The organism is Paraburkholderia sp. RL17-368-BIF-A (assembly GCF_046054045.1).
GTDB lineage: Bacteria > Pseudomonadota > Gammaproteobacteria > Burkholderiales > Burkholderiaceae > Paraburkholderia > Paraburkholderia graminis.
The window spans coordinates 664408-681532 of record NZ_JARESN010000001.1 but is presented as its reverse complement, the minus strand read 5'-3'; the positions used below and the strand labels follow the sequence as shown (position 1 = coordinate 681532).

Annotated in this window: 1 protein-coding gene; it reads left to right on the top strand. The window is 66.6% G+C overall.

Annotation, left to right across the window (positions count from 1 at the left end; genetic code table 11):
• The first annotated feature begins 88 nt into the window (after positions 1 to 88).
• Entirely contained in the window at positions 89 to 16918 is a 16830-nt protein-coding gene (locus P0D87_RS02830) for a non-ribosomal peptide synthetase (protein ID WP_408636720.1), read from the top strand.
• Positions 16919 to 17125: the final 207 nt, after the last annotated feature.

Genomic DNA, 17125 nt, shown 5'->3' with positions numbered 1-17125 from the left:
CGTGTCGACGCGCATCGACTCATCTCGGCCCGCGCTTACGCGCGCGGGCGTCAGACATCTGAATACATCTGCATTCTTCACGGACACCATGCAAGCCATCCATTTCGATACCGATTTTTTGCCCGCCCGCGTCGCGCGGTTCGCCATCGAACGGGCCGACGCCGTTGCGCTTGTCGATAGCGACGGGCCGCTGTCGTGGCGCGATTTGTGGGCCTGGTCGGGGCGGCTTGCCGCGGCGCTCGCCGACCAGGGCGTGCGGCCGGGAGACCACGTGGTGCTCGCGCTACCGCGCTGCTCGGCGCTCGTCGCGGCGATACTGGCGGTGTGGCGATTGCGCGCGTGTTACGTGCCGCTCGATCCGGCGTCGCCGCAAGCGCGGCTGCGCTGGCAGGCTGAGGATTGCGGCGCGCGGGTGGTTGTGATGGGCGGGGCTTTAGGGGTGGTGGTCGACGCGAAGCCCGCAGCGAACGCTTCAACGAATCTCTTCACAACTGCCGCCACGAACTCAGGCGCTAACGCGGCACTAAAATCAGCCGCGCCCTCATGGCTACCCGACGGCATCGCGACGCTGAACCCACACACGCTACGCGACGCTACTAACAGCGCCGCACTCGCCGCTCATCCCGGCGATGCCGCCGCCAATCCGCAACCCACCGACGCCATCCTCGTCTGGCCCGCCTACGTGATCTACACATCGGGCTCCACTGGCCGCCCGAAGGGCGTCGTGCAAAGCCATGCCGCGCTCGCTGCATATCTGCGCGGCGTCTCCGAGCGGCTGCCCGGGGACATCGCGAGCGCCGCGTATCTGTCGACGCCTGCCGCCGATCTCGGCCACACGTCGTTGTTCGGCGCGCTCTGGCACGGCTGGACGCTGCACCTAATCGACGCCGACATCGCCGCCGATCCCGATGCCTTCGCCGCCTACATGCACACGCATTCCGTCGACCTCCTAAAGATAGTGCCGAGCCATCTCGACGCGCTGTTGCAGGCGCAGTTGCCCGAGCGCGTGCTGCCGCGCCGTTGCCTCGTGATGGGCGGCGAGCCCGCGCCGACGCGTCTTGCCGAGCGCATCGCGACGCTGCGTCCCGAATGCCGGTTGATCAATCACTACGGGCCGACAGAGACGGCTGTCGGCGTGCTCACGCGCTGCGGCGCGCAAAGCCGCGCGGCGACGTTGCCGCTTGGGCATCCGCTCGCGCACGTCGACGCACGCATCGTCGATGCTGACGGCAACGCGGTGCCGAAGGGCGCGGCGGGCGAGCTGTGCATCGGCGGCGCGACTGTCGCGTATGGTTATCTGAACAGGCCGTCGCTGACGGCTGAGCGCTTCGTGCCCGACCCCGACGGTCGGGGCACGCGGCTTTATCGAACGGGCGACCGCAGCCGCCGTCTGCCGGACGGCGAATTCGCGTTTCTTGGCCGTCTCGATGACCAGGTGAAGATCCGCGGCTTTCGTGTCGAGCCCGAAGAGATCGCCGCGCGTCTGCGTGCCGAGGATGGCGTGCGCGACGCGGTCGTGATCGCGCACACGGATAGCGAGGGCGCGGCCAGCAGCGCGCCGCGCCTCGTCGCCTATCTGAGTTCCGCCGAGGCGCTCGACGTTGACGCGATCCGCGCGCGTCTCGCCGCGGAACTGCCCGACTATATGGTGCCGTCGTCGCTGCAAGTGCTCGGCGCGTTGCCGCTCACCGCGAACGGCAAGATCGATCGCGCCGCGTTGCCCGCGCCGCGCGAACACGAGGCCGCGAATGCCGCGCGCGTCGAGCCGCGCAACGACACCGAGCGCACGCTTGCCGGGATCTGGAAGCGTGTGCTGAAACGCGAGGACATCGGCGTAACGGACAACTACTTTGAGATCGGCGGCGATTCGATTCTCAGCTTGCAGATCATCGCGAAGGCGCGCAGCGCGGGGCTCAAGCTGACGCCGAAGCAGATGTTCGACTATCCGACGATCGAGGCCGCGGCGCGGGTCGCGGTGGCGGTGGTGGGGAATGCGAGTGCGAATGCTGGGGCGGGCATGCAGGCGAGCGGTGGGGGAAGCGTTGGCGCATCGGGCGGTGCGTCTGCGTATGACTTCGTGGGTACTCGCGTCGGCACCAACGCAACCAACGCAACCAACGCAACCAACGCCACCCCAATCGCGGCAGCGCAAGCCACGAACGCCACCACACATCCATCGCCCACCGCGCAACTCGCGGCCGGCGACGACCTCTTGTTCGCACAAGCCGGCGCCTCACGCGAGTCAGTAGAGGCCGTCTATCCGGCCACGCCAATGCAGCAGGGTCTGCTATTTCACGGGATGCTCGACGGCGAGCCCGGCATGTACGTATCGCAATTGCGTCTGACGATCGACGCGCTGAACCTCGACACGATGCGCGCGGCGTGGCAGGCGGTGATCGCGCGTCATCCGGTTTTGCGCACGCGTTTCGTGTGGCCTGCTGGCGGCGAGCCGTTGCAAGTCGTCGAGCGGCGCGTACGTATGCCGTTCGAAGTCCATGCGTGCATCGTTCCTGTTGCGCCTGGTTCGTCGGATACCACGTCGATAAATGCTCAGTACGACGACGCATATGAAACCGCGCGGACGGCACTCGTCGCGCGCGGTTTCGAGCCGAGCGTTGCGCCGCTAATGCGCGTCGATGTATTCGAGCGTCCCGACGGCGCGCACGATCTGTTGTGGACTCACCATCATGCGCTGACCGACGGCTGGAGCACCGCGCAGGTCGTCACCGAAGTGGCGCGCGCGTACGCCGCGCTCGACGCAGGCCGCGCGGCCGATGCGTCGCCTGGTGCGCCGTATGCGGATTACGTCGACTGGCTGCGCAACCAACCCGACACCGAGGCGTTCTGGCGCGCACGGCTCGCGACGCGCGATGACCCAGCGCGTCTTGCCGATGCGCTCGGCAGTGCGTTCCGATCATCGTCGTCGAACGGTGTCGACGGTTCGGTGGCGCAAGCACTGATCCGCGAAGTCGACGGCGACTCACACGCGCGCCTGAAGCGCGCCGCGCAGCGTGCACAGGTCACGCTGAACACGCTCGTGCAGGCAGCGTGGGCGCTCGTGCTCGCGCGTTTTTCGGGGCGCACGCAAGTGGCATTCGGCATGACCGTGTCCGGTCGGCCGGTGGATCTGCCGAATGCGCAGGCGATCGTCGGTCTCTTCATCAACAGCTTGCCGCTGTGGGTCGATGTGAAGTCCGATGCGCCGTTGCGCTCGTGGCTCACCGCGTTGCAGCGGCATAACGCGGAGTTGCGCGAAGTCGAGCACACGCCGCTCGCGAGCTTGCAGCAGTGGGCGGACTCGAGCGTCGACGCGTTGTTCGACAGCCTGATCGTGTTCGAAAACTATCCGCTCGACGACGCGCTCGATGCGATCGGCGGCGTGCCGCGCGTGCGCGCCGTCAACGCGCACAACCGCAGTCATTTTCCGCTGATGCTCGTCGTCGCGCCGCGTCACGTCGGCGGCGGCGATGCACTGAGGCTCGAGTGGCATCGGCATGCGGCGCGTGTGCGGGCGGAAGATGTCGCACGCGTCGCCGAATATTTCGAGCAGATGCTGGATGGGCTCGCGAAGGCGCTTGTCGACAGCAATGGCACCGATGTGCGGCTGCGTGATTTGACGAGTGGTCTTGCTGCGGATTCGGTCGCGGTTGCTAAAGCCTCGTTTGCGTACGAGCCGGTGACTGCGCGCATTGTTGCGCAGGCGCACGCGCGGCCTGACGCTGTTGCACTCGTCGATGGCGAAGAGGAGGTGACCTATGCGCAGCTCGATGCGTGGTCGCGCGCGATTGCGCGTGAGTTGATTCGTCTCGGCGCAGGAACTGAAGTGCGTGTGGGTGTCGCGATGCAGCGCTCGGCGGCGCTGGTTGCATCGCTGCTCGGCGTGTTGCGCGCGGGTGCCGCTTATGTGCCGCTCGATCCGTCGTATCCGGCGGAGCGCCTTGCGCATATCGTCGATGACTCGCAGTTGCGTCTGATCGTCACCGATGCGCCGAGTCTCGCGCAGCATGCGGCGTTGTTCGGCACGCGGCCGACGCTTGATGCTCTAGCGTTGCGCGATGCGTTGCAGAATGATGAGCCGCTCGACGTCGCGATGTATCCGCATTCGCAACAGCTTGCCTACGTGATCTACACCTCGGGCTCGACGGGCACACCAAAAGGCGTAGGCATCACACACGAAAACATCGCACGCCTGTTCGACGCAACGCAATCCCGCTTCGCATTCGATGCAGCCGATGTCTGGACCCTGTTCCATTCGTACGCATTCGACTTCTCGGTATGGGAAATCTTCGGCGCCCTCGTGCATGGCGCGCGTCTCGTGATCGTGCCGCACTGGAGCGCACGCGAACCCGCGGCGTTTCATACGTTGCTGCGCAAAGAGCGCGTGACGGTGTTAAACCAGACGCCCTCGGCCTTCATGCAACTGACGCACGCCGACGACGACAACACGCTTGATTCACTGCGCGTGGTGATCTTCGGCGGCGAGCGTCTGGAGCCTGCGTCATTGGCGCGATGGGCGGACGGCGCGCGTCGCAAGGGCGTGCTGCCGTCGCTCGTGAACATGTACGGCATCACCGAGACGACGGTTCACGTCACGCATCGCGCACTCGATGACGCAGGGCTGCGCGATGCGCGCAGCGTGATCGGCGCGCCGCTCGACGATCTCACGCTGCATGTGCTCGATGCCGATATGAACCGCGTGCCGATGGGCGCGGTGGGCGAGTTGTATGTAGGCGGCGCGGGTCTCGCGCGCGGCTATCAGGGCCGCGCCGAGTTGACCGCACAACGCTTCGTGCCCGATCCGTATGGTGCGCCGGGCGCGCGTTTATACCGCTCGGGCGACCTCGCGCGACGGCTGCCCGATGGCGACCTCGAATACCTGGGCCGCAATGACGATCAGGTGAAAATCCGCGGCTTCCGGATCGAGCTCGGAGAGATTCAGTCGGCACTGCTTGCGCATCCGGAAGTGCGCGAGGCTGCGGTGCTCGTGTCGGGCGGCAGTGCGAACGCAAACGCCAGTGACCAGCGCCTCGTCGCCTACATCGTGCCGCGCGAAGAACCGCATACGCGCGACATCGCGCGCTGGCAGACATGGCTTGCCGAGCGTTTGCCGGCGCACATGGTGCCGGCATCGTATGTGGAGATGGAGCGCTTTCCGCTGACGCGCAACGGCAAGCTCGATCGACGCGCGTTGCCTGCGCCCGAGGACGTCGCCAACGCAAAGGGCCGTGCATCTTACGTCGCGCCGCGCGACGAAACCGAGGCGCGGCTTGCAGCGATCTGGCAACAGGTGCTCGGGGTTGAGCGTGTCGGCGCACTCGACGATTTCTTCCTGCTCGGCGGGCATTCGCTGCTGGCGGTGCGCGTCGTGTCGGCGGTGCGGACGGCCTTCGGCGATGCGCCAGGATTGCGCGCGTTGTTCGAGCATCCGCGGCTCGACGACTTTGCGACGCTGCTGCGCGGCGCGCAAATTTCCAGCGGTGATGCGCTGGCGCGGGCGTCGGAAGTAGTCGGCGCTTTTATTGCTACTGTGGACACCAGTTCGTCTGATGCGCGCGCAGTGCCAGCCACCACAGGACAACTATTCACCAACACACCCACTCAATCCACCCTAACCGCACCGATTCCTCTATCGCCATCGCAGCAAAGCCTGTGGTTTTTATGGAAGCTCGACCCGCAAAGCGCGGCATACCACGTGAACGGTGCGCTGCGTTTTGACGGCCGCCTCGATGTCGATGCACTACGTGCCGCGTTCCGCGCGCTGGTCGAACGACACCCCGCACTGCGAATGCGTTTCGCCGAAGTAGAGGGCGTTCCGTTTCAACATATCGATGCCGCGAGCCACAGCGAAATCCGCCTGCTCGACCTGCCGCCGACAGAAGAGAAGTCCGCGTCCGATGACACAGACAACGCCGGCGACAAAGCACTGACCGATTGTCTTTCAGCGCTCGCCCGCATGCCTTTCGACCTGACCGCCGAGCCGCCGGTCCGCGCGACGCTCGTGCGCATCGACGAAAATCATCACGCGCTGCATCTGGTGCTGCATCACATCGTTAGCGACGACTGGTCGATCGGCCTGTTGTTCGCCGACTTCTCGCGCCTCTATCGCGAGCATTGCGCGGCAGCGCTCACGGGTTCCGTCGAACCCGCCACTAACGATGCGAACGACGCAGCCGAATTAGCGGCTGCCTATCGCGACATCGTTGCCGCACGCGCCGCGCAACTCACACCCGAGCGCGAGTCCGAACAACTCGCATGGTGGCGCGCCACGCTCGCCACCGACGACGATTCGCCCGCAACCCTCGCGCTGCCCTACGACCGCGTTCGCACCGGCACGCGCCGCGCGCCTGGCGCGCGCCATCGCGCACGCGTGCCGGCCGCCACCGCGAATGCGCTGCGCGCGCTCGCAAGCACGCATCGCGCGACGCTCTTCATGACGCTTCTCGCTGCGTTCGACGCGTTGCTCTATCGATACTCGGGCCAATCCGACATTCGCATCGGCGTGCCGCTCGCGGGCCGCGATTCGCCGGATACGGCGAACGTCGTGGGCTTTTTCGTCAACACCGTCGTGATTCGCACCGCGCCGCGCGGCGAGATGCGCGCGGCGCAACTCATCGACGATGTGCGCGAGCGGTTCTTCGACGCATACGCGAACCAGGACGTGCCGTTTGCGAGCGTCGTCAAGGCGGTGCAGTCCGAGCGCGATCTCACGCACACGCCGCTTTTTCAGGTGCTCGTGAATCAGCAGCAGCGCCACAATCTGACGACATCGTTTGGCGATGGGTTGCGCGTGTCGCTGCAGGAAGTCGACAACGGCGAGGCGCAGTTCGATCTGATGCTCAACATCGCTGAGAGTGCCCGCGACGCGATCGACCTGACGTTCACCTACGCGACCGATGTGTTCGACGCGTCGACTATCGAACGGCTCGCTCGCAATTTCACGGGATTGCTCGAGCAGTGGAGCGCGGCGCCGCAGGCACGGCTTGCGTCGGTCGAATTGCCTGAGTTGCGTGACGACGCGGCGCGTTGTATGCCCGCCGTGTTCGCATACGAGCCGGTGACCACGCGCATTGCCGCGCAGACGCGTGCGCGGCCCGATGCTGTTGCACTCGTCGATGGCAATGAAGAGGTGACGTATGCGCAACTCGATGCATGGTCGCGCGCGATCGCGCGTGAGCTGATTCGCCTCGGCGCAAGAGCGGAAGTGCGCGTGGGTGTCGCGATGCAGCGCTCGGCGGCGCTGGTTGCATCGCTGCTCGGCGTGTTGCGCGCGGGCGCGGCGTATGTGCCGCTCGATCCGTCGTATCCGGCCGAGCGCCTTGCGCATATCGTTGACGACTCGCAGTTGCGTCTGATCGTCACCGATGCGCCGAGTCTCGCGCAGCATGCGGCGTTGTTCGGCACGCGGCCGACGCTTGATGCTCTAGCGTTGCGCGATGCGTTGCCGAATGATGAGCCGCTCGACGTCGCGATGTATCCGCATTCGCAACAGCTTGCCTACGTGATCTACACCTCGGGCTCAACGGGCACACCAAAAGGCGTAGGCATCACACACGAAAACATCGCACGCCTCTTCGACGCAACGCAATCGAGCTTCGCATTCGATGCAGCCGATGTCTGGACCCTGTTCCATTCGTACGCATTCGACTTCTCAGTATGGGAAATCTTCGGCGCACTCGTGCATGGCGCACGGCTCGTAATCGTGCCGCACTGGAGCGCACGCGAACCCGCGGCGTTTCATGCGCTGCTGCGCAAAGAGCGCGTGACGGTGCTGAACCAGACGCCCTCGGCATTCACGCAACTGACGCACGCCGACGATGACAACACGCTCGATTCACTGCGCGTGGTGGTCTTCGGCGGAGAGCGTCTCGAGCCCGCATCGCTCGCGCGATGGGCCGACGGCGCGCGTCGCAAGGGCGTACTGCCGACGCTCGTGAACATGTACGGCATCACCGAGACGACGGTTCACGTCACGCATCGCGCGCTTGATGAGCCAGCGTTGCGCGATGCCCGCAGCGTGATCGGCGCGCCGCTCGACGATCTCACGCTGCATGTGCTCGATGCCGATATGAACCGCGTGCCAGTGGGCGCGGTGGGCGAGTTGTATGTAGGCGGCGCGGGTCTCGCGCGCGGCTATCAGGGCCGCGCCGAGTTGACCGCACAACGCTTCGTGCCCGATCCATACGGCGCACCTGGCACGCGTCTGTATCGCTCAGGCGATCTCGCGCGACGGCTGCCGGATGGCGACCTCGAATACCTGGGCCGCAACGACGATCAGGTGAAAATCCGCGGCTTCCGGATCGAACTGGGAGAGATCCAGTCCGCACTGCTTGCGCATCCCGAAGTGCGCGAGGCTGCGGTGCTGGTGTCGGGCGGCGGTGCGAACGCAAACGCCAGTGACCAGCGCCTCGTCGCTTACATCGTGCCGCGCGAAGAACCGCATACGCGCGACATCGCGCGCTGGCAGACATGGCTTGCCGCGCGCTTGCCGGCGCACATGGTGCCGTCATCGTATGTGGAGATGGAGCGCTTTCCGCTGACGCCCAACGGCAAGCTCGACCGACGCGCGTTGCCTGCGCCCGAGGACGTCGCCAACGCCGCGCAAGCCGTCGCCGCATCGACGCCTGCCGAGGCTGCTTTGCTGACCGTCTGGCGCGCGGTGCTGAGGCGCGACGACATTGGCGTGACCGACAATTTCTTCGTGATCGGCGGCGATTCGATTCTGAGTCTGCAGATCGTCTCGAAGGCACGCGATGCCGGTTTTCTGGTCACGCCGCGCATGGTGTTCGAAGCGCCGACCGTGCAGCAGCTCGCGCGCGCGGCGCGACCGTTGGCCGCTGAGTCGGGGTCGACATCGACGTCCACGTTCACGTCCACCACGGCTGCGGACGCAGTGCCTGGCGCGAACGGTTCGTCATCGTCCGATTTGTGGCGCGCGCTCGGCCTCACGCCCGAGCATATCGAGGACGTGTATCCGGCGACGCCGCTGCAAGCCGGCTTGCTCTATCACACGCTCGCCGACGCGGGGCAGGGCGCGTATCTGAATCAGATGCGCGCGACGCTGTCCGGCGCGCTCGACGTCGCCGCGATGCAGGCCGCGTGGCAGGCCGCGCTTGAACGTCACGCGATTTTGCGCACGGTTTTCGCGTGGCAGCATGGCGGCGCCGTCATGCAGATCGTCCATCGCAAGATCGCATTGCCGTTCGAGACACACGACTGGTCAGCCGCCGCGGACTACGACGCGCGTCTCGCCGAGTGGCGCGCGCGCGATCTCGCGGACGGCATCGCGCCCGACGCCGCGCCGCTGATGCGTATCGCGCTCTTCGTTCGCGACGCACACACCGCCGACCTCGTGTGGACGCATCATCATCTGTTGCTTGACGGCTGGAGCGTGTCGCTGCTATTCGCCGAAATTCTGCGCGATTATCGGATGCGCGCAAACGGCGCGGCCGCGGCGTTCGAAACGGCGCCGCCATATCGTCAGTACATCGAATGGATTCGCGAGGCCGCCGACGATCCCGCGACCGAGACATGGTGGCGCGCGTGGGCCGCGCGCGCCGACGATCCCGCGACGCTCACTGCGAGTCTCGGGGAGCCGCGCGCGGCCGAGCCCGGCGCGCATGCGCGGCGCCGCGCGCTCGACGAAACGCTCGTCGCGCGTTTGCAGGCGACGGCGCGTCGTCACGAGATCACGCTCAATACGCTGATGCAGGGCGCGTGGGCGGTGCTGCTCGCGCGCTATGGACATCGGCGCGGTGTCGCTTACGGCACGACGTTCGCGGGACGGCCGGCGCATCTGCCGGGCGTCGAACGGATGCTCGGGCTGTTCATCAATACGCTGCCGGTGTGCGTCGATGTGGACGCGAGCGCTGAACTCGGCGCATGGTTGCGCAAACTGCAAGGCGAACTGACCGAGCTGCGCCAGCACGAACACACGCCGCTCGCGCGCGTGCAGCAGTGGAGCGGGCGCAGCGGCGATGCGCTGTTCGACAGCATCGTCGTGTTCGAAAACTATCCCGTCGATGCCGCTCGCAACGGCGATGCGGGCCTGAAGGTCGCGTCCGTCGATTCAATTGACCCGACGCATTACCCGCTCGCGCTCGCGATCATTCCGCGCGGGCAGACGCTTTCGCTCGAATGGGCGTGGGACGGCGAGCGCATCGACCGCGAGACCGTGGAGCGGATCGAAGCGCAGTATCAAGCGGTGCTTGCGCAGATGGTTGATGATGTGGAGCGAAGGGTTGGGTCGTTGACGTTGCCTTTGCAGCGTGAAGCGAAGCCGCTGACGTCTTATGCGTTCGAGTCGCTTGGGATCGCGCTTGCGGCGCAGGCAAAGCGCACGCCGCAGGCGATTGCGCTGCGCTGCGAAGATGAGTCGCTCACGTATGCTGAACTTGATGCGTGGTCGGCGGCAATTGCTTCGCGGCTCATCGCTCGAGGTGTGGGTGCTGAGCGGCGCGTGGGGCTGTGCGTCGCGCGAGGGCCGGCGCTGATCGCGGCGTTGCTCGGGATTATTCGCTCGGGCGGTGCGTTCGTGCCGCTCGACCCGGATTACCCGGCCGCGCGCCTCGCGCAGATGATCGGCGATGCCGGGATCGTGCAGGTGGTGGCGGATGCGGCGAGTGCGGCGCGGGTTGGTGAGGTGCTTGCGGGGTGTGAAGTAGTGGAGGTAGGGGCAACGGCGGTAGCTGCGGCTGCTGCGGAAGCGCACGCGAAGGCGCAGTCACAGTCGCAGTCGAACGTTGCTTCAGCGGCGCCACGGACGGGCGCAGCGCGCGAGTCACTGATGGGCACTGAGACACCGCAACACTCTGACGCAGAAACGATGATAAGCACAGCCACCGAGCAAGAGTCGAAGCCGCACATCGACATCGCGTTGCACCCCGACCAGCTCGCCTACGTGCTCTACACCTCGGGCTCGACCGGCCGGCCAAAGGGTGTGGGAGTGAGCCACGGCGCGTTATGGACCCACCTGCGGGACTTCCTCACAACCTACCGCATCTCTAGCGACGACACAGTGCTCCACTCATCGACGATCAATTTCGACGTCGCGTTGCACGAAACGCTGCCCGCACTCCTGCGCGGCGCGACGGTCGAAATGCGCGGCGTGCAGCCGTGGGATCTCGAAAGCCTGAGCGAACGACTCGTGAAACGACAAGTGACGTTCGCGCGGATTCCGACGGCGCTGTGGCAGCAGTGGAATCGCCATGCGCCACCGCGCGCGCAGCTTGCGCTGCGCCAGGTGACGGTCGGCGGCGAGGCGCTGCCTGGCGACGCGCTCGCGCGCTGGCGCGACGGACCGCTCGCGGACATCCGGCTCGATAACCTGTACGGACCGACGGAGACGACAGTCGCCGCGTTGTATCGCCGCACTGTGGCCGACGATGTTCACGAGGTGACGGTGCCGATCGGCCATCCGTATCCGGGCCGCACGGCGCGCGTGTTCGACGCATTCGGTGATGAAGCGCCGGTCGGCGGGTTCGGAGAACTGTGCATCGGCGGACCGACAGTGGCGCGCGGTTATCTGGGCCGCGCGGCTCTCACCGCCGAGCGTTTTGTGCCGGACCCGCACGGCGCGCCGGGCGCACGCATGTATCGCAGCGGCGACCTGTGCCGCATGCGCGCGGACGGCACCGTGGAGTTTCTCGGACGGCTCGATCAGCAGGTGAAGCTGCGCGGGCAGCGCATCGAACCAGGCGAGGTCGAGGCGGTGTTGCGTCAGTGCGAGGGCGTGCGCGAGGCGGCGGTGATTGTCGTCGGCGAAGGGCAGACGCAGCGGTTGGCGGCGTATGTGGCGGGAGATGGTGGCGCGGTAGAGGCTGACGTGGCGACGACGGATGCAGCAAGTACCGCTGCAAAGACAGGCGCAGCAACGACTACCACGACGACATCACCCACCCTCGACGCCGCACGCCTTCTCCGCGAACTCGAGCACAAGCTCCCGGCCTACATGGTCCCGTCATCGGTGACGATACTCGCGCGGCTGCCGTGGATGCCTAACGGCAAGCTCGACCGCGCCGCACTGCCCGCGCCGCAGACGGGCGCGCGCGAGTGCGTGGCGCCATCGAACGAGATCGAATCGGTGCTGCTGTCGATCTGGAGCGCCGTGCTCGGACGCGACGATCTGGGCGTCACCGACAACTTCTTCGAAGCTGGCGGCGACTCGATCCAGAGCCTGCAGATCATCGCACGGGCGCGCGAAGCGGGATGGCGGCTGACACCGCGGCAGATCTTCGAGCATCCGACGGTGAGCGGTCTCGCGCAGCGCGCGCAACGGCTCGATTCGCACATCGCGCTTGAGGCCGACGACGGCGCGCCGCTCGCACTGACGCCGATCCAGCGGCTGTTCTTCGAGCGCTATCCGCAAGGGGAATCGCACTGGAACCAGGCGGTGCTGCTGAAGGTGAAGGGGCGGCTCGTGCCTGAGGCGCTCGAGCGCGCGGTCGCGGCCCTGGAGGCGCGCCATGACGCGCTGCGTCTGCGCTTCGTAAAAGACGCCGGGGAGTGGAAGCAGATCGCGGTGACGGAAGCGACGAAGGATTCGCAAACCGCCATCGTCCGCCACGAAAAACTCTCGTCGCTCGCAGACCTTGCAACCGCCTGCACGAACATCCAGTCGAGCCTCGACATCGAGCGCGGCCCGCTGTGGCGCATCGGTTACTTCGAGACTCCAAACGAAACCCGTCTGCTGATCGCGATCCATCACCTGTCAGTGGACGGCGTCTCGTGGCGCGTGCTTCTCGATGAACTGCAAACCGCCTATGAACAAGCAGAACGCAACGAGCCCATCCACCTGCCGGCCCCGTCGATGCCCTGGCGCGCATGGGTCCGCGAACTTCATCAGTATGCCGAATCAACTGCCGTCAAATCCGAAGCAAACTGGTGGCGGGAAGCGCTAGGCGTCGTCGACGCTGCTCCCGATCTTCCACTTCGCGCACCCGCAGGCACGCGCGTCGCCGAAAGCGAAACGATCGACTGGACACTCGATGCACGCCGCACACGCGAACTGCTGCACAACGCGTCGCGCGCGTATCGGACGCGAGTCGACGAACTTCTACTCGCGGCGCTCGCGCAGGCGCTCGGCGCCTGGAGCGGCGCGGCCGAGATCGCCGTCGAACTGGAAGGCCACGGCCGCGAGGACGTGATCGACGGCGCGGATCTGAGCCGCACCGTCGGCTGGTTCACGACGCGTTTCCCGGTCGCGCTGCCCGCGTCGCCCGCTGCGCCGGGGGACGCGCTCATCGCCGTCAAGGAACGTGTGCGCGCGGTGCCGAACAAGGGCTTGCATTGGGGATTGCTCGACGCGAGCCGCACGCGGCCGCGCCCCGCGATCAGCTTCAACTATCTCGGGCGCTTCGATCAGTCGTTCGATCCAGCGTCGCGTTTCGCCTTTAGTTCCGAGGATGCCGGCAGCAGTCATGGCGCCGGTGCACGCCTCGACTATGCGCTCGACCTGAACGGCATCGTCACCGGCGACACGCTGTTGCTGCGTTGGCGTTTCGACCCGGCGCGGATCGATCGCGAGAGCGTCGAGCGCATCGTCGATACTTTCGGTCAGCATGTCGACGCGATGATCGCGCATTGCGTCGCCGCGCCCCAAGGCGCGACGGCATCGGACTTCCCTCTGTCGGGCCTCGATCAAACGCAGCTACGCGCGCTGAACCTGGCGCTTGGCGGCATCGCCGACATCTATCCCGCGACGCCCTTGCAGCAGGGTCTGCTTTATCACAGCGAGTTGCAGCGTGGCGAAGGCGTCTACGTGAATCAGTTGCAATTGACGCTCGACGGCCGCCTCGACGCCACCGCGCTGCGCGTGGCCTGGCAGGCCGCTATCGCGCGGCACGACATGTTGCGCACGCGTTTCGAGTGGCGTCATGGTGAAGCCGCATTGCAGATCGTGCAGCGCGAAGCCGTGCTGCCATTCGCGGTCCACGACTGGCGCGATGTGCAGGACTACGATGCGCGTCTTGCCGAGTGGCGTTCGGCGGATGTCGCCGCCGGCATCGACCCGTCGCGTGCGCCGCTGATGCGCGTCAATGTGTTCCGCCGTCCCGATGGCCGCTTCGATCTCGTGCGCACGCATCATCATGTGCTGACGGATGGCTGGAGCGGTGCACGGCTTCTCGCCGAAGTCTTCGACGACTACGAGCGCGCGTTGGGCGTCACGCACGCCGCTGCGCACACCGCTGCGCACGCCCCCGCGCATACACCGCCGTCGTATCGTCGTTACGTCGAATGGCTCGCGGCGCAGCCCGATCCGCGCGACTGGTGGAGCGAGCGCCTGAAAGCCGCCGACGATGCCGGCACCTTGACCGCGAGCCTCGCCGCGCCGCTCGACACGGCTTCGAGCGAACCCGCGAGCGCTGCGCGCAAGATCGCGCTGAAACTCGACGCGCCGCTCGATGCGCGCGTGCGCCGCGCCGCACAGCGGCATCGCGTGACGCTCAATACGCTGATGCAGGGCGCGTGGGCCGTGCTGCTCGCGCGGCTGAGCGGCAAGCAGTCGGTCGCGTTCGGCGTGACGGTGGCGGGGCGCCCCGCATCGTTGCCTCACGCCGAGGATATGTTCGGACTGTTTATCAATAGTCTGCCGGTGTTCTCGACGGTGCGCGGCGACGCCACGATAGCCGCGTGGCTCGACGCGTTGCAGTCGTACAACCTGCAAATGCGCGAGGTCGAGCATACGCCGCTCGCGTCGTTGCAGCAGTGGGCGGGGCGCAGCGGCGACGCGCTGTTCGACAGTCTGATCGTGTTCGAGAACTATCCGGTTGCGACGCGCGCGGCGTCGGCGCAAGCGGGCGCGCTGCGCGTCGACTCCGTCGATTCATTCGAGCGCACGCACTATCCGCTGACGCTGACGATCCTCCCGGCCACGCGCATCGAACTGCAATGGCAGTGGGACAGCCGGCGCGTTGCGCGCACGCAGATCGAGCAGTTGCAGCGGCAATACCTCGCGCTCATCGAGCAACTCGCCGATGAAGGAGAGCGCGCGCCGCGCTTCGTCGGCGAACTCGCGGCGCGGCGCGGTGCGCCGCAAGCCGAGCCGTTGCTATTGCCACCGCCCGCGCTGCGCGCCTGCCACGAGCGCTTTGCGGTCGAAGCCGCGCGCGTGCCGCAGCGCGTCGCGGTGCGCCAGAACGGCGAGGCCTTCGACTACGCGACGCTCGCCCGCTGGTCCGTCGCAATCGATGCACGCTTGCGCGCGAGCGGCGTCGCGCGAGAGGAGCGCGTGGCCGTCTGCATGCGCCGCTCGCCCGCGCTGATCGCGAGCATGCTCGGCGTGTGGCGAAGCGGCGCGGCTTATGTGCCGCTCGATCCGTCGTTCCCGGCCGAACGCCTCGCGGGCATGCTGGAAGATGCGGGCGTTGCGCGCGTCATCGCGGATGACGAGGGCCGCGCGCGACTCGGTGGCGCGCTCGATAACCGCATTGTGCTCGACGCGGGAAGCGCAGAAGATGCCTTCGTCCACGACGCAGCAAGCGAGCAGCCGCCCATATCGCCGTGCACGGATTCACAGCTTGCCTACGTGATTTATACGTCGGGCTCGACGGGCCGGCCGAAAGGCGTTGCGGTTTCGCACGGCGCGCTGGCGCGGCTGCTTGCAAGCGTCGGCATCGCGCCGGGACTTCATCAGGATGACGTACTATTGTCGGTCACGACGCCGTCGTTCGATATTTCGCTGCTCGAATTCTGGTTGCCGTTGACGCGAGGCGCCTGTGTCGAAATGGCCGACGCGCAAACGGTGGCGGACGGCGCGGCGCTCGCGCGGCTTATCGACGAAAGCGGCGCGACTTTCATGCAGGCGACGCCGAGCGGCTGGCGTCTGCTCATCGAATCCGGTTGGCATGGGGCGTCGCGCGGGCGGCTTACCGGCATCGCGGGCGGCGAGCCGTTGCCCGCCGATCTCGCGGCGCAGCTTGTGCAACGCGGCGTCGAGTTGTGGAACCTGTACGGTCCCACGGAGACGACGATCTGGTCGAGTTGCGCTCGCGTGTCTGGGAGTGGACCTATCACGATCGGTCGCGCGTTGCATGCGAACGCGCTGCGCATCGTCGACGCGAGCGGGCAGTTGACGCTGCAAGGCGGCGTCGGCGAGCTGTGCATCGGCGGCGAAAATCTTGCGCGCGGTTATCTGGGCCGCGCGGGTCTCACCGCCGAGCGCTTCGTGCCCGATCCATACGGCGCGCCGGGCGCGCGCATGTACCGCACTGGCGACCTGTGCCGCGAGCGGACCGACGGCGAATTTGAATGTCTCGGCCGGATCGATCAGCAGGTGAAGCTGCGCGGCTATCGGATCGAACTCGGCGAGATCGAGGCGGCGCTGCGCGAGTGCGACGGCGTGCTCGACGCGGCCGTCGCGCTCGTGCCGGGTGCGGGCGATGCCGAGGCGCGGCTCGTCGCGTATGTCGTCGGTGCAGTTGTTAATGAGCCTGATCGTGAAGCGCGCGCGGTGCCGGCCGGCTGGCGGCAGATGCTTGCCGCGCGGCTGCCCGGCTACATGATTCCGGCGGCGCTCTATGCGATCGACGCGTTGCCGCGCACTGCGAACGGCAAGCTGGATCGCAACGCGCTCGCGCGCTTCGAGACGACGCCTGCGACCGAGTCGTCGTGGGTCGAGCCGTCGGGCGAAATGGAAATGCTTATCGCGCGGCTTTTTGGCGATGTGCTTGGGCTCGAGCGGGTCGGTGCGGACGATGATTTCTTCGCGCTCGGTGGACACTCGCTCGCGGCTGTGCGCGTCGTTGCGCGGCTGTCGGAGCAACTCGGCCGCAAGGTTGCGCTCGCCGCGCTGTTCGAGCAGTCGACGCCGGCGCTCTTGGCCGCGTTGCTTGACGATCGCGTCGAGGGGGAGGCTTCTGGCAGGGCTTCGTCGAACGATGAACTGCAGGCGCTCGATGGGTTGTTCGATGGACTCGATTGAAATCCGCGAGGGAATGGCGGTTGCGCAATGGCGCTGTTCGCCAGGTCGGCGCGCGCACGGTTGCATGGTCCGCGTCGAATGCATCGCTTGTTCAGCGTTCGACGCGAATCGCGCGTGGGCGAAGCCGTGCCGTCGATATGTCAGCGTCACGCCATCACCTCGCGCAAGCAAGCGCATGCACGACAAGACTGCGCGGCTCGAACTCAA

Excerpts from the sequence above, each read along its gene's own strand:
- P0D87_RS02830 (WP_408636720.1), top strand. The coding sequence starts at position 89 with ATGCAAGCCATCCATTTCGATACCGATTTTTTGCCCGCCCGCGTCGCG.